General features: G+C 44.0%; 28 protein-coding genes. 11 read left to right on the top strand and 17 right to left on the bottom strand.

What is annotated here, in order from left to right; translation table 11 throughout:
- Window positions 1–61: 61 nt before the first annotated feature.
- Genes R7E00_RS07305 through R7E00_RS07285 form a run of 5 tightly spaced genes read right to left on the bottom strand, consistent with a single transcriptional unit; the run spans window position 62 to window position 4,452 of the window.
- Complete coding sequence (locus tag R7E00_RS07305) at window positions 62–442, bottom strand: Hpt domain-containing protein (RefSeq protein ID WP_005377636.1); 381 nt, start codon at window positions 440–442, stop codon at window positions 62–64.
- A gap of 11 nt (window positions 443–453) precedes the next feature.
- Entirely contained in the window at window positions 454–1,140 is a 687-nt protein-coding gene (locus R7E00_RS07300; RefSeq protein ID WP_054730238.1) for an AAA family ATPase, read from the bottom strand.
- A complete protein-coding gene (locus R7E00_RS07295) occupies window positions 1,140–3,242 on the bottom strand; it encodes an SLBB domain-containing protein (RefSeq protein WP_065274523.1) in 2,103 nt (700 codons plus the stop codon). The genes R7E00_RS07300 and R7E00_RS07295 overlap by 1 nt, the downstream gene beginning before the upstream one ends.
- Complete coding sequence (locus R7E00_RS07290) at window positions 3,239–4,105, bottom strand: OmpA family protein (protein WP_191116135.1); 867 nt, start codon at window positions 4,103–4,105, stop codon at window positions 3,239–3,241. The genes R7E00_RS07295 and R7E00_RS07290 overlap by 4 nt, the downstream gene beginning before the upstream one ends.
- Before the next feature lie 26 nt (window positions 4,106–4,131).
- Window positions 4,132–4,452 carry an STAS domain-containing protein gene (locus R7E00_RS07285; RefSeq protein WP_017634929.1) on the bottom strand — a complete coding sequence of 107 codons (321 nt, stop codon included), beginning with the start codon at window positions 4,450–4,452 and terminating at the stop codon, window positions 4,132–4,134.
- A gap of 420 nt (window positions 4,453–4,872) precedes the next feature.
- Between R7E00_RS07285 and R7E00_RS07280 the strand changes: the two genes are divergently transcribed.
- Window positions 4,873–5,718: a DNA ligase gene (locus tag R7E00_RS07280; RefSeq protein WP_191116136.1), complete on the top strand. Its 846-nt coding sequence runs from the start codon at window positions 4,873–4,875 to the stop codon at window positions 5,716–5,718.
- A 15-nt stretch (window positions 5,719–5,733) separates the two neighbouring features.
- Here the strand turns inward: R7E00_RS07280 and R7E00_RS07275 are convergent, their stop codons facing one another.
- A complete protein-coding gene (locus tag R7E00_RS07275; RefSeq protein ID WP_042522941.1) occupies window positions 5,734–6,732 on the bottom strand; it encodes a DUF3080 domain-containing protein in 999 nt (332 codons plus the stop codon).
- 134 nt (window positions 6,733–6,866) lie between these two features.
- Entirely contained in the window at window positions 6,867–8,237 is a 1,371-nt protein-coding gene (locus R7E00_RS07270) for an MATE family efflux transporter (RefSeq protein ID WP_005377626.1), read from the bottom strand.
- A gap of 392 nt (window positions 8,238–8,629) precedes the next feature.
- Here R7E00_RS07270 and R7E00_RS07265 point away from each other — a divergent pair, with 392 nt between their 5' ends.
- Window positions 8,630–9,241 (top strand): riboflavin synthase subunit alpha, encoded by a 612-nt coding sequence (locus tag R7E00_RS07265; protein WP_262606078.1) that lies wholly within the window; start codon window positions 8,630–8,632, stop codon window positions 9,239–9,241.
- 75 nt (window positions 9,242–9,316) lie between these two features.
- Here R7E00_RS07265 and R7E00_RS07260 read toward each other — a convergent pair whose 3' ends face one another.
- Both R7E00_RS07260 and R7E00_RS07255 read right to left on the bottom strand, forming a co-directional pair.
- A complete protein-coding gene (locus tag R7E00_RS07260; protein WP_262606077.1) occupies window positions 9,317–9,511 on the bottom strand; it encodes a CPXCG motif-containing cysteine-rich protein in 195 nt (64 codons plus the stop codon).
- A 253-nt stretch (window positions 9,512–9,764) separates the two neighbouring features.
- The gene (locus R7E00_RS07255) at window positions 9,765–10,631 is read right to left on the bottom strand and encodes a fructosamine kinase family protein (RefSeq protein WP_005377623.1); all 867 of its coding nucleotides are present in this window, start codon (window positions 10,629–10,631) and stop codon (window positions 9,765–9,767) included.
- Between the two features lie 224 nt (window positions 10,632–10,855).
- Between R7E00_RS07255 and R7E00_RS07250 the strand changes: the two genes are divergently transcribed.
- The 3 genes from R7E00_RS07250 to R7E00_RS07240 all read left to right on the top strand — a co-directional run bounded on the left by R7E00_RS07250 (window position 10,856) and on the right by R7E00_RS07240 (window position 13,327).
- A complete protein-coding gene (locus R7E00_RS07250) occupies window positions 10,856–11,830 on the top strand; it encodes a response regulator (RefSeq protein ID WP_262606076.1) in 975 nt (324 codons plus the stop codon).
- On the top strand, window positions 11,830–12,792 hold the full coding sequence (locus tag R7E00_RS07245) for a GGDEF domain-containing protein (RefSeq protein WP_005377621.1): 963 nt from the start codon (window positions 11,830–11,832) through the stop codon (window positions 12,790–12,792). The genes R7E00_RS07250 and R7E00_RS07245 overlap by 1 nt, the downstream gene beginning before the upstream one ends.
- A gap of 190 nt (window positions 12,793–12,982) precedes the next feature.
- Window positions 12,983–13,327, top strand: a complete 345-nt coding sequence (locus R7E00_RS07240; RefSeq protein WP_005377620.1) for a DUF3802 family protein — start codon at window positions 12,983–12,985, stop codon at window positions 13,325–13,327.
- Between the two features lie 45 nt (window positions 13,328–13,372).
- Here the strand turns inward: R7E00_RS07240 and R7E00_RS07235 are convergent, their stop codons facing one another.
- Entirely contained in the window at window positions 13,373–13,867 is a 495-nt protein-coding gene (locus tag R7E00_RS07235; protein ID WP_054579488.1) for an NlpC/P60 family protein, read from the bottom strand.
- A 134-nt stretch (window positions 13,868–14,001) separates the two neighbouring features.
- Here R7E00_RS07235 and R7E00_RS07230 point away from each other — a divergent pair, with 134 nt between their 5' ends.
- The 4 genes from R7E00_RS07230 to R7E00_RS07215 all read left to right on the top strand — a co-directional run bounded on the left by R7E00_RS07230 (window position 14,002) and on the right by R7E00_RS07215 (window position 17,550).
- On the top strand, window positions 14,002–16,020 hold the full coding sequence (locus R7E00_RS07230; RefSeq protein WP_005377618.1) for a methyl-accepting chemotaxis protein: 2,019 nt from the start codon (window positions 14,002–14,004) through the stop codon (window positions 16,018–16,020).
- Window positions 16,021–16,290: 270 nt separating this feature from the next.
- Window positions 16,291–16,704, top strand: coding sequence for an NUDIX hydrolase (locus R7E00_RS07225; protein ID WP_053307087.1), 414 nt, complete (start codon window positions 16,291–16,293; stop codon window positions 16,702–16,704).
- A gap of 198 nt (window positions 16,705–16,902) precedes the next feature.
- Complete coding sequence (locus tag R7E00_RS07220) at window positions 16,903–17,283, top strand: hypothetical protein (RefSeq protein ID WP_005377611.1); 381 nt, start codon at window positions 16,903–16,905, stop codon at window positions 17,281–17,283.
- A gap of 48 nt (window positions 17,284–17,331) precedes the next feature.
- Complete coding sequence (locus R7E00_RS07215) at window positions 17,332–17,550, top strand: hypothetical protein (protein WP_005389537.1); 219 nt, start codon at window positions 17,332–17,334, stop codon at window positions 17,548–17,550.
- A 103-nt stretch (window positions 17,551–17,653) separates the two neighbouring features.
- On the opposite strand, the gene R7E00_RS07210 is transcribed toward R7E00_RS07215, so the two are convergent.
- Window positions 17,654–18,469, bottom strand: coding sequence for a sterol desaturase family protein (locus tag R7E00_RS07210; RefSeq protein WP_031781345.1), 816 nt, complete (start codon window positions 18,467–18,469; stop codon window positions 17,654–17,656).
- Between the two features lie 140 nt (window positions 18,470–18,609).
- Between R7E00_RS07210 and R7E00_RS07205 the strand changes: the two genes are divergently transcribed.
- Complete coding sequence (locus tag R7E00_RS07205; protein ID WP_054730066.1) at window positions 18,610–19,359, top strand: tRNA-uridine aminocarboxypropyltransferase; 750 nt, start codon at window positions 18,610–18,612, stop codon at window positions 19,357–19,359.
- 175 nt (window positions 19,360–19,534) lie between these two features.
- On the top strand, window positions 19,535–20,443 hold the full coding sequence (gene nagK, locus R7E00_RS07200; protein WP_005377586.1) for an N-acetylglucosamine kinase: 909 nt from the start codon (window positions 19,535–19,537) through the stop codon (window positions 20,441–20,443).
- Between the two features lie 203 nt (window positions 20,444–20,646).
- Here nagK and R7E00_RS07195 read toward each other — a convergent pair whose 3' ends face one another.
- The 6 genes from R7E00_RS07195 to R7E00_RS07170 all read right to left on the bottom strand — a co-directional run bounded on the left by R7E00_RS07195 (window position 20,647) and on the right by R7E00_RS07170 (window position 25,621).
- Window positions 20,647–20,913 carry a DUF2960 domain-containing protein gene (locus R7E00_RS07195; protein ID WP_005377584.1) on the bottom strand — a complete coding sequence of 89 codons (267 nt, stop codon included), beginning with the start codon at window positions 20,911–20,913 and terminating at the stop codon, window positions 20,647–20,649.
- A gap of 74 nt (window positions 20,914–20,987) precedes the next feature.
- On the bottom strand, window positions 20,988–22,766 hold the full coding sequence (locus R7E00_RS07190) for a bifunctional molybdopterin-guanine dinucleotide biosynthesis adaptor protein MobB/molybdopterin molybdotransferase MoeA (RefSeq protein WP_191116138.1): 1,779 nt from the start codon (window positions 22,764–22,766) through the stop codon (window positions 20,988–20,990).
- Entirely contained in the window at window positions 22,763–23,350 is a 588-nt protein-coding gene (gene mobA / locus R7E00_RS07185; RefSeq protein ID WP_005377572.1) for a molybdenum cofactor guanylyltransferase MobA, read from the bottom strand. The genes R7E00_RS07190 and mobA overlap by 4 nt, the downstream gene beginning before the upstream one ends.
- On the bottom strand, window positions 23,328–24,047 hold the full coding sequence (locus R7E00_RS07180) for an energy-coupling factor ABC transporter ATP-binding protein (protein WP_017634914.1): 720 nt from the start codon (window positions 24,045–24,047) through the stop codon (window positions 23,328–23,330). The genes mobA and R7E00_RS07180 overlap by 23 nt, the downstream gene beginning before the upstream one ends.
- A gap of 50 nt (window positions 24,048–24,097) precedes the next feature.
- Window positions 24,098–24,796, bottom strand: a complete 699-nt coding sequence (locus tag R7E00_RS07175) for an ABC transporter permease (RefSeq protein WP_005389524.1) — start codon at window positions 24,794–24,796, stop codon at window positions 24,098–24,100.
- A 6-nt stretch (window positions 24,797–24,802) separates the two neighbouring features.
- On the bottom strand, window positions 24,803–25,621 hold the full coding sequence (locus R7E00_RS07170) for a substrate-binding domain-containing protein (RefSeq protein ID WP_005389522.1): 819 nt from the start codon (window positions 25,619–25,621) through the stop codon (window positions 24,803–24,805).
- Window positions 25,622–25,874: the final 253 nt, after the last annotated feature.

Here is a 25,874-nt window from a genome sequence, read left to right as displayed (position 1 = left end):
GATGATGTCGGCATCGCGCTTTATCAAACGCGATGCTTCGCTAGGGAGTAAGACACTGATACTACTCAAACCCTTGAGCTTTTCGCTTTTCTAACGCATCAAACGATTCATTGGCGAGTTGCGGAAGTGTTTCACAAAGCTCCAATGCTTTTGGTATTTTTCCTTCGACACAGTACTTCTCAATCATTCTTGCTTGTCTTGAAAGCGTTCGATTGCCTAAAGCGAGAGCAGAACTGCCCAGTGTGTGAACCTCGAACTCTAATGTTTGAAGGTCTTTTGTGCTTAATGCTTGCTCTATTTTCTCCATGCGATCGCGTGACTCTTCGACATAGTGATCAATCAAGGTAGGGATGATTTCGGCGCACGTATCTTTGATCATTTGCTGAAGAATATGCTCATCCACTAATTCTTGCTCGATAGTCAATGTATTATTTATCGTCATAATAGCGCTCCCTATAACATAAACAGTTCGCTTTTTTTAATTTGCTGAGACAGTTTTTCTTTCCACTTTTTTGGTAAGAAACGCAGCTTGGAAACTTGGCGGATTAACTCATCTTTCAGGCTTGGAGTGTGCTTCATGTTCAGTACAGAACCAATCAAGTTCGCATCGCTAGCATCGAGTATCTTTTTGGCTTGCTCGAGCTGGGTTGCAGTCGTAGAACCATAATGCGCTACTAACAAAGTAGCATCACATACGCCAGCAATCACTTGAGGCGCAATATTGCTTCGGTTGACACTGAGAAGTGGTGATGTATCTATCACGACGCGCTCGTACTGCGTTAACCATTGTGCAATGTTTCGTTTCAGCATTGTTGGGTCTCGGTACGCTAACTGAGTGCTGGCGAGAGATGGAGCAGGGAGGCCGACTAAAGTTTGATGTGTATTCTCTCGTGTGATCAAATGGCCAACCTTCTCGTCATCATCAAATTCGTGAACAGTGTGATAAGCGGGTTTGAACAAGTTAAGGTCTACATACAAAGTATTGTGGCCTGCTAAAACCAAGCGCTCTGCAAGAGATGACGCCACGGAAGTGACACCATCTTCAGATTTACAACCCACAACACAAATCGTTTTGTGGCCTTTCTGTTCACTCTGAAGATAAATTTGCTCAATCTCAGCGTGAGTTGCAGGAATAGTCATTACAACGCTCCTATTAACACGATGGTTGTGGTGATTTGTAAAATATCTCTTAATCCGGCCCTCGCTTTTTCAACAAAGCTTTCGTCTTTATGGGGAATGTAAATTGTGTCGCCTGCGCGAATGACTGGCAGCTCATAAATGTTGGCTGTTTTACTAAAGTTCACCAAATCAAATGTTCGGGCTTGGCCTTGGCAGCAAGACATATTGACCACACTGATCTTTTCAAGGTAGGCATTATCAGTTGGTCCTCCTGCTTCCGCTAACAGATCAAGCACAGTCATGTTGTCATTGAAAACGTACCGCCCTGGGTCTCTTACTTCACCTAATACGCGTACCGTGGACTCTTTTGAACGATCTAACCAGTTTTTGTTTTTTTCTGGAATGTAAATGGTATCACCGGGACGAACGTGGGGCAGAATTGACTCATCGCCTGTTTCAAAGTACATCGATAAATTCAATTTACTCACTTTGGCATAACCTAGGCCTCGGTGTGTGACACGGATGTTGTGAATATCTGCATCCATTGTCGGTCCATCGGCGGCAGACAAAATATCCAGAAAATGCATATCTTCGGTGAAACGATAGCGCCCAGGTGCATTGATTTGCCCGAAAACGTATATCGATGCGTCAGAGCTTTGGCTTACCCATTGCGACTTATTATCGGATGGGTCGTCAGGCAATGCATGTACCCTTACGACTGTACCAGCGGAAACTTGAGGTAGGCTTGATGTTGGTGAGCCATCCAAAATGTATTGGTCTAAGTCAAATTGTGTCATTTGACCGTTATTGGCGACTTCAATTTTGGTGGTATCAGCTCGTCGAGTTGGGCCACCAACGTGTGCAAGCAGATCAATCAAATCCATTTCGTCTGACCACTCGATACGTCCAGGGCGAACAACTTCTCCCATCACTGCGACCGCTCGACTAGGTGCTACTTTTAACCAAGACTTCTCATTGAAATCGGTTTTCTCCGGCACGAAAATCGCGTCTCCCGGTCCAACATTTGGTGGTCTGGTTGAAGATAGTCCTTCTGTATGCGCGGTAAGATCGAATTTGATGACTTTGCCATCGGCTTTTATAACGCGAATTTGGCGAGATTCTGCGTAGCGAGTGGGCCCGCCAGCGTTGGCGAGGATATCCATGAAGCTAGCGCCTTGCTTGCCTTCGTATGCCCCAGGATGGGCGACTTCACCCATCACGTAAACCACATTTGCACCTGCTTTGATTTCTTCTTCCTGTTTTGGGACAAAGATGGTGGCACCTGGCAGGATCTCTGGCAGTAGGCTTTGGTCTCCAGTATCAAGGTACTTTTTCAGGTTAAACATGGTTGGGTTATTGTTTGTTATCACGCGAATTTGCTCAACACTGGCATATCGTGTCACGCCGCCAGCTCGCATTACGACATCAACTAGCGTGGTGTTTGGCTTGTATGAGAACGAGCCAGGTGCGTTGACTTCACCAAAGACTTTGATTGCACGAGCGGAATCTGCGCTGTCACCTGAATTCGCGAGTTTTGCTGCATCAAACTCTTGCTCAATATTCCCTACGAGTGGGGAAGCGGGGACAAATAAGACATCCAGTGATTCTAGTTTTGGCAGCTGGCTATTGTCACCCGTATCAAGGAAGCGTTTGTAGTCAAATTCAATGTTTTTATTTCCACGTTTCACGATCATTTTATCAAGCTGAGCCCCAGCGCGCAGGCCGCCAGCTTCGTACACAAACATTTGAATGTTGGACCCAGAAGGTAAGGTATATTCACCGGGTTTGACCACGTAGCCTTGAACGGACACTAACAACTGTTGCTGTTTAATAAAAACTCGAGCGTTGTTAACGTCACGATACACGGTCTTTAGCCTGTCGATAATCACGTCTTGGAGTTGTTTTTCATTGTAGCCGGCCACTAATACAGGGCCGACTTCTGGTAAATTAATTCGTCCACGACGATCAACCTGAAACCCTTGGTTTAACGACGCCTCTCCAGGTAAGTTAATCTGTATTAAATCACCGACCTTAACAGTATTGCTCTCATCCGCTATGGAAGAAGGTACCCACGCGACCAGACACAACAACATTAAGAGGATAAATGGTTTCATCGTGTTCATAGCGCGCCTCCTGCCGTTGGGTTGCGGTTTATTGAGCTATCGCTATCTGAATTAGGGCTAATAACCTCGATGCTTACTCGACGATTAGTTAAACGCACGGCGGATGTTTCACCTTCATAGAGTGGCAGGTTATCTCCGACAGATTTGGTAGTGACTCTCTCTGAAGTGATACCAAATACGGTTAGGTAACGCTTTACTTGTTCCGCACGCGCTTGAGCAAGTTTCTGGTTGTAATCGGGTGTTCCAGTTGCATCCGCATGCCCCGTTACTACAAGAGATAGGTTGGGGTGGTCACGTAAAATGTAGGCTGCTTCTGCCAAATGTCCCATGTACTTCGGGTTGATTTCTGCTGAATCGACAGCAAACTGGTTGTCGATATTAAGTAGTGCATAGATATCCGAGACTATGTTTAGGTCGCTACGTAGAGCTTCAATATCATCGGGCGGTGTGCAAGTGGTTTGGCTCAGTACGTAGTCGAGTTGTTGTTCGAGCTGGTTTAAGCGTCGACGCTGAATCACAAGGTCGTTGACAGCGTCGAGTAAAAGCCCACCTTCTAACTCGCGCGCAATTCTATTTTGTTTTTCAAGGGCCTGAACAACTGCCGCAGGAAAACACCAGCGCGCGCCCTCTTGGATTAGTGCGTCTAGATGTAACTTGGTCAGTTGCCAATCAAACCTTAACCCATGTTCTGGACCTAAAGGCTCGTCAGGCATCACTGGGGAAAACTGATAATTCTCGATCGAGATATCTTGATAGCTTTCCGCCAAGCCACCTTTCCCGTGTTCTGGGTAGTCAAACGACGAACAACCAAACATGCCGACAACAAGACCGCTTACTGCATATCGTCGTATAAGATTTACCATGCCAACCTCCGTTTAAACCGGTATTTTTAGTGTCCTTTTGAGTTAACGGGAATGGCATGGTTGATACGAAGCAAGCTCATGATTTCTAAAGGTTGGCCTGATACGTTTTCAATACTCATGCTTCTTTCACGTTCAACTAGACGCTTATATAAGTAAACAATGGCACCAATCCCTGAAGAATCAAGAAATTGGACGTGCTGTAGGTTAATTTCGACTTCTTTGTGATGATTGTTGTGAATTACTTCATCAATGTGATGTTGTGCTTGTCGACAGCCACTTGCGTCTAAGTCACCAAAAAACTCAATGGCTAACTTGTCTTGATTGATTTCTAGTTTGCGTAATTCCATGACTCTGTCTCCGTTTGTTTTTCTAATTGGATATAGAGCAGGTAACGTGCCAATTTGAAATTAATTAAAAATCAAATAGTTAAATATTGTTAATGATATTGTTCAATTTGAGAAAGGACTGATTCTCAAATTGAGAATCAAAAACGCACACAGAAATGGTTTGCTTATAAGAGGTGTTGAGCCGAAAGAAGTCGTTAGAGCGGGGGGCATCATAATTAGATTCCACCTCGATTGACGAACCATCCGCCTTACGTGAATAACGTGTAACGACTAAATGCAAAACCTGTCATAAAGTTTATGATTATCTTTGCAAATTATTACTAATGTTGATTGTTATGAGTCGAAGAATAACTAGTAATAAATAGGTCATCGAGAGGACTTACGTTTCAATAAAGGCGATTTTTTGTACAAGGTCTTCTTATGCCATTAAAAATGACATTAATTGCGTTGGCTGTTATGGCTGCGTCTTCACAGCCTCAAGCGGATACTTCTCTCGCACCACCAGTTTCTCTTGCACAAAGCTATCAGGATGGCATTGATGTGTCTGAATATTGGTATAGCGAAAAACTTGATGGTGTTCGCGCTTATTGGACTGGGCAACATCTCGTGACGAGAAATGGTAATCGAATCTACGCCCCAGATTGGTTTACAGGACCTTTGCCTGATTATCCGTTGGACGGTGAACTTTGGGCTGGGAGAGGTAACTTCCATCTTGTTCAGCAAACGGTATTAGATAAAACTCCTGTAGAGTCTGCTTGGCGACATATCGACTTTATGATCTTTGATATGCCATATTCCGCTGGTGATTATCGGAAGCGTTATTACAACATCAAAGCCTTAGTGCTTGAAGTCGACCAGCCTCATATCAAATATGTCGAGCACCGAGCCATTCAAAATGAAGCTCATCTGTTTACACAGTTGGATAAAATTTCAATATCCGACGGTGAAGGGGTGATGTTGCGGAAGGTATCAAGCCGCTATCAGGCTGGACGCGGTAGTGATTTGCTTAAACTAAAACGATACGCAGATGATGAAGCGTTAGTTGTGGGTTATAAGCCAGGAACAGGGCGCTTATTAGGTATGATGGGAGCAATGTTAGTTCGCTTACCAAATGGCATTGAGTTTTACATCGGTAGCGGATTTACCGATGAAGTGCGTCGCCAGCCTCCGAAAATTGGTTCAACCATTACATTTAGATATAACGGTTTTACACATACTGGTAAACCACGTTTTGCTCGATTCTTGCGTGAAAGGTTGAAGGAATAGAACGCTCTGCACTTACTAGTTGCCAACGGTTACGCCACATCGTTTGAAGAGACCCTGCCAAAACTGAACGTGGTTTAGGGTTTCTTGCCTAAATGTCCTATGTGCCTCAATGATGCCGTACTGGTGACCATGGAGTTGCATACGGTTCTCCACCAAAGTGGCACCATCATTAAGTTGTTGATAGGTACTGTCTAAATAAGCCAAATAAGGTTGCACTTCTTCAACGTAAATGGATTGAAAGACATTTCTTAAGTAGCGGAACTGGGTGGTGTCTCTGTTCGGCCCGCACAATACGTTGCTCTGGTTCTGCTCAAGTAGCTGAGTTGTTGCTTTTAACCAAAGGGATGTGTTTACCATCGAGTAGTAAAGTCGTCCGAGTAAACGAGATTTCTCTAACTCTTCTTGATATTGAGTAACTTCCACATCGGGTAGACGTGAGACCGCGCGGTGGGGTAAATCATACATTTCGCTGAAAATACGATAGACATCGTTAATGCGTGCAATATCATTCGTCGTATTTTGAGATAGCCAATCAGAGGCTGTTAGTTGCTTTTGCATGGCATCACTTACGAGTAGTAAGTTGTCGAGATGAATGTCTAGATGTTGCCACTTGGTTGAGTAAAGCTCTGTCAATGTCGCGCGTTCTTCATCGCTAAGTGGAAATTCGGATAAACATCGATTTATGACTCTTAAAAGGGCAGTTTGATAATCAAAATCATGAAAGGCATCCTGCACCTTTCCAAGTTGTGAGTTTTTCTCGGCAAGTAAATTAAAGAGTCCGCATTGTCGTAATTGATAGCTCTCTAGCAGGCCAATAGATAGCCTTGGCAATGGCTCGAACAAAACGCGTTTCGCAGGAATCGTTACCGTAGACTGTAATTCTATTGGAATAGCAGGAACGTCCAATACATTGGCTACACGTTGATGATACTTATCAAACATGGCGTTCTCTGGATTGAACCAGTTATCACAACCATTAAGAATCAAGATTAAGAACAATAAAATAGACCGCACAAATATCCTTTTTTATAACTTCGTATCCGTTGTCTAGAGAGCAAAATCAACCACTTCGCAATCTTGTTATAAGTATACTCAACCGTGTGATTATTCGATCAAAAAAGCCAGCGGATGCTGGCTTTTTTTACTTTTTATTGAACTGAAAAGTTCAATTGCACTTCTGGCTCTTGGCGATGCATCCAACGCATTCTGACGCCTAACATAAAGGCCGCAGAAGATAGGCCGATGATAAAACCAAGCCAGAAGCCTTGTGCTCCCATTGGCTCGACAATCCAGTCTGTACGGCCAAGGACGTAACCAATTGGCAGCCCAAGAATCCAATAAGCAATAAAAGTACGGTTGAAGATGGCTCGCATGTCTTTATAGCCGCGTAATGCACCAGCTGCGATCACTTGAACCGCATCCGTACATTGATAAACAGCGGCAAACACGAGCAGGTGCATCGCTAGAGTGATTACCTCTGGGTTGCTAGTATAAAGCTCGGCGATCCACTCACGAGACAAGACGGTTAAAATCGCTGTGAGAACGGACAATGCTAGACCAACCATAATGCCGACTCGTGACGCTACGCGCGCGCCATCTACGTTTTCTTCACCAAGTCGATGGCCGACACGAATGCTTACTGCTGCACCAATACTCATTGGTAGCATAAATACCAACGAGGAGAAGTTAATCGCGACTTGATGCGCTGCCACAATGATAGGACCCAGTGGTGAAACGAGCAGTGCAACAACAGCAAACAATGTCACTTCAAAAAACAGCGCTGCTGCAACAGGAAAGCCGAGCTTGAATAGACGAACTTGTGCTTTCCATTGTGGGCGATGCCATTCTCCAAATAGGTTGATGCTTTTCAATCGCTCTGATGTCATCACATACAGCAATAGCATGGCAAACATGACCCAGTAAACAATCGTGGTTGCTACACCACAGCCAACACCGCCTAATTCAGGTGCACCAAACTTGCCGTACACGAAAATCCAGTTTAGAGGAATGTTGAGCAGCAAACCGATAAAGCCAATCACCATTGCCGGCTTCGTCAATGACATACCATCCGTAAAGCTTCTAAGCGTTTGGAAAAGTAAAAAAGCGGGTACTGCTAATATAACGGCGTGAATGTATCCCACCGTTTTTTCAGCCATCAGTGCTTCAACATCCATCAGCCCGAGAATAAACTGGGTTTGAAGCAGGACTGCAATTATCGGCACACTGATCAGCAATGCCAAGACGACGCCTTGCTGAATTTCAAACGGGATCTTCACTCTACGACCAGAGCCATTTAACTGTGCGACAACAGGGACCAATGCCATTAATAAACCCACCCCAAACAAAATGGATGGTAGCCAAATACTTGAAGCGACAGAAACCGCAGCCATGTCGGTGGCGCTAACGCCGCCAGCCATTACGGTATCAACAAACCCCATACCAGTTTGAGCGACAGATGCGATCAATACCGGGGTCGCCAATTTGATAAGACTTGATGCTTCTTCTTTATAGCGATGCACGAAAAATACTCCAGAGCGGAACAATAAGTTGAAAGAATGAGAGTACTCGAGGGCAAAAGATGTGGTGAACGGATCTGATGGTTGATTTTAGTCACGATAAGGTGAAAAAATGCCTCGGAGAAACTCCGCGCAAATGATAAACAATTGTATGTTTATATTCCATAGCTAGGTAGCGAATAGTCGATAACACTGACTGGACGCTCTCTACGCTAAGGATACGCTTTTACTGAGAACAGCAGCAAATCATGGTAATGTTGAAACATGCATGAGAACAAACCAGTGTTCATTAAGCCATGGCTTTATCGTCTGCGGTCTTTATTTCCGACCTGTAGCGCAGTGTTTAGGGCTTAGTCTTCGACTACAGTTGGTATTAAATCAATAGGTAAAAAGAAATGTTTACAGGAATAGTTCAGGGTACGGCGAAGGTCGTTAAAATTGATAAAAAAGAACGCTTTCAAACGCACGTTGTCGAGTTAAGCGATGAACTTTGTAAAGGGTTAGAAATTGGTGCATCCGTTGCACACAACGGATGTTGTCTAACTGTGACTAAGATCGAAGGCAACCTTATCAGTTTTGATTTAATGCAAGCGACATTGGCTCTTACTAATTTAGGTCGGCTGGTGGAAGGGGATAGCGTAAACATTGAGCGCGCGGCTAAGTTTGGTGACGAAATAGGCGGGCATAGCATGTCTGGTCATATTAGTTTAACGGCAGATATTGTCGATATCATCGATACGCCCAATAACCGCACGATTTGGTTCCAACTGCCGCAAGAATCAATGAAATATGTATTAGCGAAAGGTTACATTGGTTTAGATGGCTGCTCGCTAACTATTGGTGAAGTTGAAGCGTGTCGTTTTTCGGTACACCTAATTCCAGAAACCTTGCAGCGAACGCTTTTCGGAGTGAGACAAGTAGGGGAGCGTGTTAATATTGAGTTTGATCCTCAGACTCAAGCAATTGTTGATACTGTTGAGCGCGTTCTTGTAGCAAAACAGCTTTAGAATGAGAAAAAGGAGCCTAGTGCTCCTTTTTCATTTAAGCGTTTTTATATTTCTGATGTTCACATGCTCGAGCTGTTATTCGTAATTGTCATCGATAAATAGTTCGACCTTATCTTGTAACTCATCCACTTGCATATTTAGGTGGATAGCGTGGCAACAAGCTGGGCAATCATCATAAAACTCTTGGTCACCATTACTTGCATCCAATGTAATGCCGATAGAGTGTCCGCAATGCGGGCACTTTACATACCTTTCGGTATAATTTTTCATACAACAACTCCTAATCTCGCAGGGCTTTTAAACACACTATTCATCAAGGAAGCACAGCCCTTTACTTACTTTGCCTACAAGGAAAATAGGCACAATCCAAAGTTAAGTCTCCTTTGATATTAGGTCGAGTTGTTGCTAATTGAGTCGAAATAAGTACAAAACTTGACCCCAAACTCAACCTTGAGCTTAGGGTGATTTTCTGTAGTGATGTGCCTCGAGATTTTACATCTTGAAATATGCAGTGGCTTCCAAATTAATAAGAAATGATTTTATTAATAACCAGTTGAGCCTGTTCCAAGTAATGGCCGCCAAACAAATTACAATGGTTGAGAACATGGTAAAGGTTATAGATATCTTTACGTTCCTCATAGCTTGAAGAAAGTGGCATAACCGATTCGTAGCCTTGATAAAATTCTGGTTGAAATCCACCAAAAAGCTCTGTCATCGCAATATCACACTCCCTGTCCCCCCAATAGCACGCAGGATCGTAACAGATAGGACCGAATGCAGTGAGTGCCGCATTTCCATTCCATAAATCGCCATGCAACAAAGAAGGTTCCGGAGCATGGTTTGCTAGCCGCTGTTTTACGACATCGATAAAGTCATCGATATCAACCAAGGTGACGCCTTTTTCTTTAAGGAGCTGTAATTGCCAACCTATGCGTTGCTCAGCAAAGAATACACACCATTTCTTGTGCCATTTGTTGGGCTGTAGAGTCGAACCGAGATAGTTGTCGGTATCAAAACCAAACTCTTTTTGCTCGCCCCACTGGTGTAGGTGAGCTAATTGCTGCCCAAATTTAAAGCTGTTGGGACCATCTTCTAATGGTTTCGTTGGAAGGTAGTTAAGAATTAGGAATGAGGCATTTTTGGTTTTACCAACCAATACCACCTCAGGTACAAATAGGGTGGATGTTTCACGCAAAAGATGCAGGCTTTCAGCTTCTACCTCAAATTTAGACAAAAACTCGCGATCGTTAATTTTCACAAAATAACGTTGCTCGCCATCATTGATCATGTAGCTTTCACTGATATCCCCACCAGACAGCCTTACTTTTTCCGTGATCTGGTAATCGAACAATAAAGTATCAGAAAGCTGTTGCGATATTGCTTGCCACATACAAAACCTCGCGAATCTATTTGACCACCAATAGTTTAGGATAAATAGCAGGGAGTTGGCGCTATGTTGAGCATACTTAGTAAAGAAACCTTCCTCTTAGTGTAGTCAATTTGTATAAATGTGAATCAAATCGCTTATAAGCCTCTGATTTGTTGGCTTAGCATATGGAGATGAACGTTTACAACAGGTATTATGATTTTTTTGACGTTAGTTCCATTGGTGGCATGAAAATACTGATATGTGATGACTCAGCTGTTGCAAGAAAGCTTATTGCGCGTTCTATCGTACAAGATACATCATTGCATCTTATTGAAGCGCAAGATGGTTATGAGGCGCTTAATATTCTTGCTGAGCAAAATATCGATATTTTGTTTCTCGATTTAACGATGCCCATAATGGATGGTTTTGAGGTCCTCGAATCATTACCTGTTAGTCAGTACCCGACCAAAATCGTCATTATTTCTGGAGATGTTCAACAAGAGGCAAAACAGCGCTGTCTCGGTCTTGGTGCTCAAGCTTTTATCGCTAAGCCTCTGACAGAAGAGCAGGTGCTCCCACTATACGAACAATTAGGACTGCATTATGCGTTCAAACCTAGTCATTCGGTTGATTCTAAAAACCAGGGTTGCGAAGAGCTTTCCTTACTAGCCAAATTCCGTGAAATTGCGAACATTGCCCTTGGTAAAGGGGCTGCGATTATGGCCGACCATTTACATGAGTTCATACAACTTCCTGTTCCTCATGTTGGACCGTTGTCCTACGGCGAGCTTCATATGACACTGGTTGATGTGGTTGGGCGTGACAGTTCCGTTGCGGTAGCGCAGAGGTTTGTCGGTGGTGGTATTCACGGAGAGGCACTGGTGTGCTTACGTGGTAGGGATATCAATCAGATTGGGGAAAAATTAGGTTACCTCCTTGAGTTTACGCCTCATAATGAAATCATCTTGAATATCTCTAACCTACTGGTTTCGTCATTTCTCACATCATTGGGCGATCAACTCGACAAGCAGTTCTCACTTCGTCAGCCAGGCATTGTGGATACCTTAACACCTTATTGTGAAGAGCAAGGCGAGTTGGGTGAGCTCTTTACTATCGAATACACCTACATGGCAGAAGCGCTCGATTTCGAGTGCGAGGTACTGTTTTTAATTGATAAGCCATCCGTAGAAATAATCTATGAAATCATGGAGCTAATCTAATGTCCGATATCACGCTGGACATAGCAGACTTTCATTGGGTCACACAAATTCTCGATACGATGGATTCAGGGCTTATTGTTTTGGATCAAGAGTATAAAGTGTGTGTGTGGAACAGTTTTATGCAGTCATACAGTGGCATTCTATCACAAGAAATTCTTGGTGAATGTTTATTTGAGCATTTTGAAGAGCTGCCAAGAACTTGGCTAGAAACCAAGATAAAAGCTGCCGCCGATCTGGAAACTCGTTCTTTTTCTAGCTGGGAAAACCGACCGTATCTTTTTAAGTTCAACAATTTTTCTCCGGTTTCAAACAGCAGTGATTTTATGTATCAAGATATCGTGATCACGCCGTTAATTGGGCTCTCAGGAGAGGTCAGCCACATAGCGATTCAAGTCAATGATGTTTCTGAAACTGCGAGAAATCGCATTCATTTGAAAGAAACAAATCAACATTTGTCGGAAATCAGTCGCAAAGATGGTTTAACAGGTTTATTTAATCGCGCTTATTGGGAGCAATCATTGAAAGATGAGTTTGCTCACTTAAAAGTTATCGACGGACCATGCTCATTAGTAATATTCGATATCGACCACTTTAAGAAGGTGAATGATACTTATGGTCACCCGACAGGGGACGAAGTCATTCGTCGAACCTCTGCATTGTTGAGAAAAACAGCAAGGAGCAGTGATATCTGCGGTCGTTTTGGTGGTGAAGAGTTTACGGTACTACTTCCTCACACAAACCAGGAGCAAGCTTGCTATTTCGCAGAGCGTTTGCGCAAAAGAATTGAGCAAGAGATCGTGAAAGTGGAAGATTTTTTGATTAATTACACGATAAGTATTGGTGTTTGCGAGTATAAGCCTTATTTTGAAACTCACACTCAATGGTTAAAGAGTGCCGATGCTGCGCTGTATCGTGCAAAAGAAAATGGTCGTAACCAAACCTGTTTGCATGAAAATGGCTGAAATATAAAAAGGTTTGAAGAAACCCTGCATCCGAATTCAGTGAAGCAAAGCTCAATTGTTTGAAAATCATCCAGTTGGTTCGTGAATGTTTGTTAATATGAAATAAGTTAATGAAATTTTCTCGGCATGTCTTACTATTGAAACTATTCTGCTTTCAGCTTCGAAGGCTTGCAATAAACGGAGAAAAACAGTGGTTTTAGAAACCGATGGATATCTCGCTCTTATCGAGCACTTGTCTCTAAATCTAGATATTTTTACGACCGAAATTGGCGACACTGGATCCGAAAGCATCGAAGATGTTGTCACCGATATGGTGGCTTCAAACATCATGGCGATTTTTGAGCAAAATCCAGAACTTCACTCGAGCGTACGCTTCAAATTGTTGAAAGAGGCTGATGCAGTTGTTGAAGATCTTGGTGAGATATTGGCTGGGGTATGGCATAAAAAAGCGACCAATGAACAGATCACGTTCCTTGATGAATACATCGCTCTGGTCAAAAATCTGTTCGATAATGCTGTTGCGACTTACGACTGATATTGTTTTAACTTACAGCAATGTCCGGTTAAAGAGTGAGAGGAGTTACATTGTAACTCTTCTTATTTGCCAAAACTTAGATGCCCAGTATGGGTTGTCGATTCTTGAAATAATCACACCTCTAGACGTCGATGCATGCATGAACTGCTTGTTACCCAAGTAAATTCCGACATGATAAGTTGTACGTCTTGTTTTAAAAAACACTAGATCCCCTTGCTTGGCATCTGTCCAACTTAACTCCACACCTTGCTTTGATTGCTGCCTAGTTGTCCTCGGTAACGAGAGCTGATAAGCCTCAACAAACGCTTTTTGTACAAATGCTGAGCAATCAATTCCAGATTTCTGTGTCCCGCCTAAGCGATAAGGCGTGCCGTGCCACTCTGTGTAAAAGTCGAACAAGTCAGGGTTGTCCGACAATAGCTGATTTGTAGGTGTTGTCACCTGTGCTTGCTCACTAGGCTCAGGCCCAGAAGAGCAGGCGCTTAGTAGCACACTGATTATCAAAGGAAAATATACTCGACGCAAATCACCACCTGTCATCTCTATGACCCACAACTGAAATATTAGTGTCATAACCAATCCATAGTATGGGCTGCAAATCACGGTTTTGTCTCACAAATGTGACGGAATCACTGCAGAACCGATTCAACCTTAAGAAAGAATAAAAATTGATTATGGCAAAGCGAAAACGCTCACGCACATCACTTTCACTGATTCAGGCTGTCAGTGCAACATTTTTAACTATCATTGCTCTTGTTATAGCCCTTTCTGTCTCAAGTTTCAAAGGAATGGAACAGGTAGGGGAACAATTTGAAGACTTGTCGCAAAAAGCATTACCAATCGCGATGGCAAACGCAAAGTTAACCAGGAATGTATTGGAGATGGTTAAGCTACTCAACCATGGTATGCAGATTACTGAGCCGAAAGAGTTGCCTCTCATAAAAGAGCAAATCGACTCTCTTGCAACTCAAAGCACAACTTTGGTTGTGAAAGCGTCTGGTGTAGCTCAGCAACTCTCGGAGGAGTTAGACACCAAACTAGCGCGTTTACATAACATCACGCAGTCCATTTTGTTGAAGCAATCTTCGGTGATACAAATTCAAATGGATATTGATGCCGCTGTTGGTGGTTTTCGCTATGGGCTTAGCTCTATCGGCCCGGAAATGAATCGAATCAGTTCGTTCCTTAGTGCTGATAATCCTGAGTCGAGCGATGCCGCTAACCGTTTCATTGCTTCTGCAAGCTCAATGGAAAGTACGTTCTTAGTCATGATGATGCACTCAGAATTAAACAAAGCCGAAAAAGAATACCGAGAAATGCGAAATCGCATAGCAGGTATTAAACTCGCCTATGAAGACTTCCAATCTTTCCATCCTGAAGTAAGTGAATATGCAAGCTTAACCGCACCATATGAGATGGTGAAACAAGGCTTTAGTGAAAAGGGCGTGCTGCGTTTGATCCTCGCCAAACTAGAACAAGGGGAATTGCAACGTTCAGAGTTTAAACAGGCTTCGATGCTTGCGGATGAAACCATGCGGTTACTTGATCAAATCTCCCAAACCGCTGGTCAGTTGATCGATGAAAAGGAGCGGGTGGTCAACGAGACCATTGAATCGGTGAGCGTTGTGCTCGTGTTTGCGGCGTGTGTGATTTCTTTTATTATTCTTGTTACTTGGTTTAGTCTCAAGTCATGGACAAACCGAGGGTTAAGGAATGTACTAACGCGTCTTTCAGCACTTACCGAACATGATTTTCGTGACAAGGCAGAAGAAGTTGGCCCCTATGAGCTGAAAGAAGTAGCACGAAAGTTGAATCAAGTAATCGATTCCACACATGACTCCATTCAAACGGTGACGCGCAATTGTGAAACGCTTTATCAGACGGCAGAAGTAAGTCACAGTGCAGCCGAACAAACAAGTGATGGGTTGGCAACACAAAATGAAGCGTTGTCGAGTATGATCACGACCATAACGCAGCTTGAAGCCTCTATTCGTGAAATAGCAATGGTGACAAATGCATCTTCACAGGACTCGCTCCTTGCAACCCAACACACTGAAAAAGGGGTTCAAGTCGTGGAACAAAACCGCGAACGTTTGGAGTCATTAGAAAGCTCTTTGGATGTAAATGAACAGTCAATGTTAGAGCTAGACCAGCGTGTTAAACAGATTCGTGAAATGGTGGATATGATCAGTGGGATCGCGGACAACACCAACTTACTTGCTCTCAACGCGGCAATAGAGGCTGCCCGTGCTGGTGAGCAAGGGCGTGGATTTGCGGTTGTCGCTGATGAAGTTCGCAAACTTGCAAGTGATACCTCTCAACAAACTACGAACATCCGAGAAATGATGAGCGAGCTTATTACTGCCGCAGAGCGCTCGCGCCAAGCAGTTAATGATTCAAGAGAAGAAATGACCCACGCGCTACAGTCCAGCAATGAAGTGAAATCGACATTCTCTGATATCAACCTCGCGGTTAAGCACATTCAAGAACGTGTTGAGCAAATCTCAGTTGCTACAGAAGAACAAGAACGAGCGACGGCAGATGTATCTCAATCCATCACACATATTTCTGATCTTGGCGAACGCACAAAGCTGCAGCTTGAGTCTATGGTTGAGAGTTCTGAGCAAGTGGCGGAAATTGCTGGGCACCAGCAAGCAATGCTGCACAAGTATGAGCTTCATCAGACCAAGTAAATGAGATGTTTCCACCGACTAAAAGCAGAACCGAGGTTCTGCTTTTTTGTTACGGCTACTCATTTAATGGCTCCTATTTGCATCGCAAAAGTGAGTTACATCTCATCTCGTTCATTTCTAAAGGGTTTAGTTATCACAACGTGATGTTAATGCTTTGTTCGAGGGACTCGTTGACTAGAATGTCGCCAGAATTCAAAGGAATGAATCATGCAGCTTCATGCGATTTTTTTATATCCAGAGAAAGCTAAAGCCATAAGAAGGAGTGGTTTTGTGATCGATAAAGTTTGCCCCGTCGTTCTACGTAATCAAAATCAAGAGATCCTACTTTTTAAACATCCGTTGGCGGGTGTTCAGCTCGTCAAGGGCACTGTTGAAGTGTTTGATGAAAGTTACATCATAGCGGCCAAGCGGGAGCTCGCTGAGGAGTCTGGTATCACACATGTTCGTTCCGCACGATATTTATGCTCATGGGACAGTGGCTTTCAAAATCAAGTATGGCATTTTGTTTTGTGTGAGTGTGCTGACCTCGCTAATTCATGGCTGTTTCATACGCAAGACGATGGTGGACATGATTTCGCGTTCTTCTGGCACGATGTCGAGAGCGGCCTTCCCGCGAATGCACATACTGTGTTTCAGCGCGGGCTGGAAAAGGTACGAGAGTTGATAAACCAAGGCGTGATTTAAAGGAGGATTCTGTCGTTGCATTGGCGGATTTGGGACAATGACAAAGCAAACACTATGCTAAATAAAGAAGGTAGAGCAGCCGTTACTGTTCTCATCGTGTTGATAATGGCACTGTCGATCTCAAAAATGGCGATGGGATTACAAATGTTTAAGTGACTTCTATATGCTTTGCTCATTCATTCAGATAAGGAAACGGTAATGGATAAATTCGTCGTGTTTCTCTTATGCCTTTTTATGACAGTTGGCGGAGTGGTTCATCTTTATGACAACATTGTTGGTGGCTTTTTACCTTACGATTTTGCGCCACGCTGGTTGAATATGTATTGGAGCGCTTTGGGACTATTGGACTTATTAGCAGCGTATCTATTGGTCAAGCATCGCCGCTCTGGCCTAGTCGTTATGTTATTGATTCTTATAACCAATGTTATCTTTAGTTCCCACGCTCACTATACATTAGAAATATTAGATAACAACGTCGCCCTACAAATGAAGACACTGTTTTTAGGGTTCTCATTTGGGGTATCTATCTGGTTATGGAATGCGCGAAAACATAGTCAATCGCGCCAAATATTTCGTTAATTATTATTTTCACAACACTCGATTAAGGATTGTAAACAGGGACTCGTTATGAACGATTTTAAAGACTTGGCCAGTTTTGCTGGTTTCAGCGTACTGACAGGTTTGAGCTTTGCCACCACTTTCTTCAGCCTTGCTTTTCTATACAGCTCAATAGAGGCACAGCAAGTAATGAACACCAATGCTTTGGCATGTGCAGTGCTTGGTGTTGTTGGTTTATTTGTTGGTATTACTCAGTTAAACAAAAAGCGTCAGCTAGCAGAAAACTAATCTGTTCTTACACATCATGAGGATGAAGTAGTGTTTAACAGGGGTTTAGGCTTGGTCTATTCGTTTTGTTGACATACTTCATCCAACAATATTTTTTCAACCATTACTTCTTCTCTTTATTGTAGCGAAAGGGCTGCGTTAAAAGCTTATCTAATCTTTGCTCTTCTTCGTCTCTAATTTCCGGCACACCAATAACAACATCATCATGACCCAACTTAGGCTGAGCTCGGTATGTCCCAAAAAAGCGGTCCCAAACTGAAAGGAAAAAACCAAAGTTTGAGTGGGTCTCTTTTACTATCACTGAATGGTGCACGCGATGCATGTCTGGTGTAACGATGACGTTTCGCAGTTTTTGGTCTATGGATAAAGCCAGTTTTGCATTACTGTGATTAAACATCGCGCTCGCATTAAGCACAATTTCAAATACCACAATTCCGATAGGTGAAACACCTAAGATAAACACGGCTGCAATTTTTACTCCCATTGAAATGATTATTTCGAAGGGATGAAAGCGTGCGCCTGTAGTGACGTCTATGTCGAGATCGGCGTGATGCATTCGGTGAATCTTCCACAGCGGCTTTACATGATGAAAGACAACATGCTGAGCGTAAATGACGAAATCAAGCAAAATGACGGTTAGAAAAATATTTAACCAAGCGGGGAGGGACAGAATATTGAGCAGCCCCCACTGTTGCTCCTGAGCTATGACCGCAGCTTGAAAGGCGGCGATAGGCATGATTAAAGCAATAACTAGGCTGTTAAAAGCGACCAATGACAAGTTATTGACCCAGCGAAACCTGCGCGAAGCGGTCAGTGTTTTTCTAGGCAATTTGTTTTCCCAAATGGCACAAAGCAATAATACGCCAAGGAAAAAGCCTAATCTGAGCCATGAGGGTTCTTGAAATGTCGTTTCTGTCACTGTCATTCCCTTATTTATTTCTTTATCTATGACCGAGATAAGAGTGAAATTATTTCAACACACTGCTGATGGGCTTATCTTGAGGCGAAGCCATAATATCAGTAGAATCGCGCTCTACTTTTTACTTGGCATTACTTACCATGAGAATTCACGCTTTCCACCGTTTATATCAGTACCGACAATCTATCTCAACCAAGCCTTTCAACGCGCGTGGATGTAAAGTGGTTCGTTGCCAATATTGCCAGGTTTCTGAGCAACACTGTTTGTGCGACCTTCAGCCAAACATCAAGGCCAATATTGCATGTATGTTGATTGTTTCTGAAAACGAAGTGTTTAAGCCAAGTAATACCGGTCGTCTAATCGCTGATACGATTCAAGAGACTTACGTGTATCAATGGAACCGAACAGAACCGTCTGAAGAGATGCTAGCGCTACTACAGGATGACAGTTATCAACCGGTGATTGTATTTCCTGCAGACTATGTGGATGATCCCTCTCGTTTAATTGAAGATCTAGAGCCAGGGCGATTGGTAAAAGAAGATGTCGAGAACAAAAAATTGTTGCTGATCTTTATTGATGGTAGCTGGCGTGAGGCACGAAAGATATTCCGTCGTTCTGATTTTCTTAAATCTTTGCCTGTGCTTTCCATTGAGCCGGAATCTCTGTCTGAATACATCATGCGCCGCTCCGAGAATGATCAGCATCTTTCAACCGCCGAAGTCGCGACATTAGTTTTAAAACAAGCTGGTGAGCCTAAAGCTGCGGAATGCCTTCAATTGTGGTTTGAAGCCTTCAGAGAAACTTACATGCTGAGCAAGACTCGAGTCAAAAGCGACCCTAACCAGCCACACTTGAAACGTTTCAAAGAGTGGATGAAAACCGAGAGCTGACTCTAAGGAATGAGCTTTTGTTGATGGTATGTTGTTCAACTGGCTTCGGTGAGGGGATAAATCTGCATTCGGTCACGGTTTGCAGGCGTACAGATATGGATAATGCCATCAGTTTATACTTTTGACTCTAGCCATTTTTGAGAGTCGTTTGAAGCATTTTTTAGGAGAGAAATACATGTATTACGGCTTTGATGTCGGTGGCACTAAAATTGAATTTGGTGCATTTAACGAGAAGCTTGAGCGTGTAGCGACGGAACGTGTACCTACACCAACAGACAACTACGAGCTGCTGGTTGATACCATTGCGGAATTGGTGAATAAATACGATACAGAGTTTGGCTGCGAAGGTACGATTGGTCTTGGCTTGCCAGGTATGGAAGACGCCGATGATGCAACGGTACTAACAGTTAACGTTCCTGCGGCAAAAGGCAAACCACTTCGTGCTGATCTGGAAGCTAAAATCGGTCGCAGCGTAAAAATTGAAAACGATGCAAACTGTTTCGCGCTTTCTGAAGCGTGGGACGAAGATCTTCAAGATGAACCATCTGTACTAGGTTTGATCCTTGGTACTGGTTTTGGCGGTGGCTTTATCTACGAAGGTAAAGTATTCTCTGGCCGCAACCACGTAGCGGGTGAGGTGGGTCACACACGTCTTCCTATCGACGCATGGTTCCACCTGGGCGAAAACGCACCATTACTTGGCTGTGGCTGTGGCAACAAAGGCTGTTTAGATAGTTACCTATCTGGTCGTGGTTTCGAGCTTCTTTACGCGCATTACTACGGCGAAGAGAAGAAAGCGATCGACATTATTAAAGCGCACGCAGAGGGTGAAGAGAAAGCAGTAGAGCACGTCGAGCGCTTTATGGAGCTGCTAGCAATCTGCTTTGCAAACCTGTTTACTGCAACAGACCCACACACCGTTGTACTTGGTGGAGGCTTATCTAACTTCGAATTGATTTACGAAGAGATGCCAAAACGCATCCCTAAACACTTATTGTCTGTAGCTAAGTGTCCTAAGATCATCAAAGCAAAACACGGTGATTCAGGTGGTGTACGCGGCGCTGCGTTCTTAAACATCAAGTAGTGACTGAAACCTTACTCGATACAAAGTAAGAAGAAATTTAAAGCCCCGTTTAGACCATCGAGGTAAAACGGGGCTTTTACTTGTATATCGAAGTAACTTATATACCCAAGTAACTTCTATATGCTTGGGTATAGAGCACGAACAAAAAATAGCATGCATAAAAAACTCGCGACGAATCGCGAGTTTTCTGTTTACAGCTAAGCTTATTTGTTCTTTTTGCCTACGCCTAGGTTTTCTTTTTGGGCTAGGGTGATTTTACTAAAGCCTAATTTTCTGAAGTAGTTGTCGCGGTAGTTGCGCACTGCTTTAGTGTCAGACACTGCTTCGATTTGTTGCTCCATCTTTAGGAACTCAGTGATATCGATACCTTCTGCCTCGGCAACTGCTTCTTGAATGTTGCGGTGTTGCTGGTATGAGAATGTCAGTTCTTTGTCTTGGTCTTTGTAAGTGTAAAGAATGGTGCGAGCCATAGCTGTCTCTCTGAAAAGGTTTCTGTATTAAACAAAAAGGCCAGACTCGCTGACCTTTGAATTTCTAGTTTGAGCTAGATTCTGCCTTGAAGTGGGATAATTGTCACGCTTTCTCCCGCTTTTACTGTATCAATAGCTGGGGAGATTTCGATCAAACAGTTTGCCTCACTCATTGAGCGCAAAATACCAGAGCCTTGCTTGCCTGTTGTACGAACGGTTAAACGGCCAGTTGCATCCAGTTCATAGACGCCACGGCTAAACTCGGTACGACCTTGTCGAGAGCGAAGGTTTTCAGTCGCGATGGCATTCACTTTCAGAGGCTTCCAGCCTTGTTCGCCTTGCATCTTACGCAGTGCAGGCTCGACAAAGTTAATGAAAGAGACCATCACGGCAACAGGGTTGCCCGGCAGACCAAAGAACGGCTTGTTGTTGATTTGACCAAACGCGAGTGGACGTCCCGGACGCATGTTGATTCGCCAAAAATCGATTTGACCAAGTTTATCCAAGGCAAGTTTGATGTAATCCGCATCACCAACAGATACGCCACCAGAAGTCATAACCACGTCCGCTTGCGCCGATGCGTTTTCCAACGCTTCAATCATTAACTGTTCGTTGTCTTCCAGAATACCGAAATCCAAGATCTCGCAGCCGAGCTTTTCAAGCATGCCCATGATGGTAAAACGGTTGGAATCGTAGATAGAATTCGCTTTTTGCTCTGTTCCCGGTGCTTGTACTTCGTCACCGGTGGAGAACACGGCAACTTTCAATTTGCGGAATACATTCGCTTCACCAAAGCCAAGCGAAGCGATCATGCCCATCTCTGGAGAGGCGAGGCGAGTACCTGCGGTAAAGACGTCACTGCCGATAGCGAGATCTTCACCTGCTTGACGAACGTTTTGGCCTGCTTTGATATTCGCACCGTTAAAAGTGACCTTGTCACCTTCTTGAATGGCTTGCTCACGCATGACCACTGTATCGCCGTTACGTGGTGTTGGTGCGCCAGTCATGATCTTAACTGCTTGACCAACTTCCAGAGGCTGCTCGTAAGCATGGCCCGCCATCACTTCAGCAACCACTTGGTAGCTATCACGGTCAACATCATCACTGCGGATGGCATAACCGTCCATCGCGGAGTTGGTGTATTGCGGCACATTTACTGGTGAAACGATATGTTCCGCAAGAACGCGGCCATAGGCGTTTTCAATCTTGCATGCTTCTATTTCCGAAACCGTGTTCACCAAAGAAAGGATTTTCTCTTGGCCTTGAACCACAGAAAGGAAAGCAGGAGAAAGGGTATCGCAACATGCGGCTTCTTTCTCTTTGTTTTTTGGTACTTTCGCTTCTTGAACATACTGAATAACGAACTGAGCAATCGCTTCAAGATCATTGATGTTCATTTGTGGCAGTTCAGAGTCCAACTCGCCGCCGTCTGAAGCGATAGCGATGATGTTTTCATCGTTTGGATAAAGCCAAGGCTTGCCGACTTCTTCACGGTGCAATTCGATTTTAGGAAACGCGATGTTTTTGCAGCCTTCGACCAAAACCACATCAAGCATGTCTTCATCAAAACGTGTTAATAGGTATTCAAACTCCGCTTCGGCTTCTGGCGTTTCTGTCATTAACGCAAAACGGTTGCGAGAAGCAATCAGCATTTGAGATGCGCCAGCTTTGCGTAAACGGTAGCTGTCTTTACCCGGCTTATCGACATCGAAGTTGTGATGAGCATGTTTTAGCATGCCAATGCGTAAACCTGCTTCAGTCAGTTTTGGCAATAGGGCTTCAAGTAGCGTGGTTTTGCCTGTGCCTGAATAAGCTGCAAAACCAAGAATAGGAATGTTTAGCGTGTGTTTCATGATTCTAATTGTCCAAATTGCGCCAGTTCTTCCGGAGTGTTCAAGTTGACGAAACAGTTTGGTGAGTCGCTAAAGTCAACGTAACTGGTATTGCACTCTTTGTAGAGTAGAATGATTTTGCGGTCGCCACGTTCTAAAAATGCGGTGAGTTTTGGCAGTACGCGCTTGTGGTAGAGCGTAAAAACAGGTTGCTGATGGTCACCATCATGCGCGACCAAAATATCGCTGTCTTCTTTGACAAACTGGCAGAAACGCTCGACAAGGTCGGTGTTAATTTGTGGACTATCGCAAGGTACAAATCCGACCCAGTCAGTTTCAGCATGCATCAAACCCGCGTGAATACCGCCCATAGGCCCAGGGAAATCTTTGAATTGATCACTAAATACGAAACCAAATTTGCTGTACGCATCTTGGTTTCGGTTGGCATTAATTAAAATGCGTGGAGTTTGTGGAGATAAACGTTCAATAACGTGTTCGATGAGTGGCTTCTGATTTAACTCAATCAGACCTTTATCTTTTCCACCCATACGGCTGGCTTGGCCACCAGCCAAAATGACCCAACTAGTTTGTGTTGGTTGAAGCATATGCATTCTCTTGGGATGTTTCTTTTGGTATGACATACAACAGAGGAGACTCTATCAAAGTCTTGTCTTTAATCCACCACTGTTTTTTACATAAGTCGGTCAGTGCGTTGGCCTGATGGCTTGTCACCACGATACTGGAACCACGATCCAAAAGATCTTTCGCCATCACCACCAATCGTTCAATGGATTCTTGGTCTAAAGACGCACTTGGCTCATCCATCAACAAAATCGACGGTTTTAAGATCCAAGCCCTTGCCATGGCAACGCGCTGTTTTTCACCGCCGGACAACACGGAAATATGTTCGTCCGCTAAGGTTTCTAAACCTACCATGCGCAGCGCGTGAATAACTTGAGCTCGCTTATCTTTTTGCGTGTCTTGTTGATATTTCACTCCATAGACTACGTTTTCATATACAGTGCCGTCAAAAAGGTAAGGGGATTGATGGAGATAAATCACATCGACACGACCATTGCGACGCGTCAGTTTTTTCAGCCACGTATCTTTTGGCGCAACAACATCGCCAGTAGAGGGTTTGAGCAAGCCAGCAAGGATTTTGAGTAGGGTAGTTTTGCCCACACCATTGTCACCCTTGAGATAAATGGCATCATTTGGGCCGATGGCTAACTCAGGGATGTGGAAAAGCACACGCTCTTTAAAGCGCATGGATAACTGTTCGGCGGTGATTTTTATAGTCATAATTCGCCTCGACATGGGGTTAATGGTGAGTCGTTTGTTTGCTTCATGTTCTATGTTCTGAGGTAGCCTTTGCCTCTCATACTTGATAAGAAGAAGTTTAGAGCCAACGCTAAAGATAGTAATACAATTCCTAATGCAACTCCTTGCGCAAAAGCACCTTTACTGCTTTCCATTGCGATAGCCGTGGGAATATTTCGCGTCACGCCCATAATGTTACCACCAACCATCATTGAGCAGCCCACCTCGGTCACGATACGTGAAAACCCTGCAATGATAGCCGCAAGTAGAGGAAAGCGGGTTTCCCAAATCATCGTAGCTGCCAAGCGCGGAATGGAGACGCCCAGCGTGATGGCAGTTTCCACTGCACGACGGTCGCTAGATTGTAATGCACCATGCATCATCGATACCAAAACAGGGAAGCAGATCACCATTTGGCCGAAGATCATTGCCTTCTGAGTGAACAGCATTTGCCAGTCTCCCCAAGGGCCAGCACGCGACAGCAACATGTACAGCAACAGGCCAATCACCACGGTAGGGACCGCTTGCAGCGTATTTACGATCGACAACAAAAACCATTTACCGCGAAAGTCGGTATACGCCAGTACAAAGGACATCAAAATAGCCGGCAATACCACTAGGGATATTGCCGTGATAGAAACACTAAAGGAGACCGCAACGATCTCCCATAGGTCTGCATCAAAATTCACCAGTAAGCGAAGCGCTTCCAGTGTTGTATCAGCAAGATTCATATTGCGTTATTTGCTCTCAGCATTCGCAACAAACAGTTGTTTACCGTTTAGGCGGAAACCATTGATAAGTTCCTGTCCGCGAGGGTTTACCAACCAATCACTGAATGCCTTCGCACCTTGATAGTTGATCGTTGGGTAACGCTCAGGGTTAACAAGAATAACTTGGTACGGGTTAAACAGTTTTTCATCGCCTTGGAACAGAATTTCTAGATCCAATTTGTTTTGGTAAGCCAGCCATGTGCCGCGGTCCGTCATGGTGTAGCCTTGCATTTCAGACGCCATGTTTAGAGTTGGGCCCATACCTTGACCTACGCTACGGTAGCCACCAAAGTTCGGTTCGATTTTAGTTTGAGCCCAGAAGCCCATTTCTTTTTTGTGCGTACCAGAATCATCGCCGCGAGAGATGAACGTTGCGTTTTTGTTTGCGATCTCTTTGAATACATCTAACACGCCTTCGTCATTTTTGATTGTTGCTGGGTCAGCTTTCGGGCCTACAATCACAAAGTCGTTGTACATTAGCTTGCGAGGTAAAACGCCGTAGCCTTTCTCAACAAATGCGCCTTCAGCTTTTGGTGCATGTGTCATCACCAAATCTACGTCACCGTTTTCGCCCATTTTTAAGGCTTTACCCGTACCTGCAGCAATAACATCGACTTTGTAGCCCGTGTCTTTTTCAAATTGTGGAAGCAGGTAATCAAGTAAACCTGAATGGTAAGTACTGGTTGTGGTTGCAAGGCGAACATGTTCTCCGTCTTGAGCAGAAAACGCAGAGTAACTTACAAGCGTGATAGACGTTGCAGCCAGAGTTAGCGCAATTTTTTTCATTTTTATGTGTTCCTTTCCAATGATTCTTTGGAATCTCTCCAGGTTTTAGGGAGAAGCCTTTTTGGACGAGAGCGATTAGCGTAATACGCAAGTTGTCTTAGGGTGTTGGAATAAGCAAACATCAACATCCTGAGATCACTTAAATGCGCTCCGTATCGACCTTATAGCAAACAAGATGCCAACCTTTTACAAGCTTAAAGTGCTTGGTTTATGCACTAAATCATGGGGTTATTTGCATAAAAGTTTGCGTTGG

Source organism: Vibrio sp. Vb1755, assembly GCF_033338635.1.
In the GTDB taxonomy this organism is placed as follows: domain Bacteria; phylum Pseudomonadota; class Gammaproteobacteria; order Enterobacterales; family Vibrionaceae; genus Vibrio; species Vibrio alginolyticus.
This window is presented reverse-complemented; position numbering and strand designations above follow the sequence as displayed.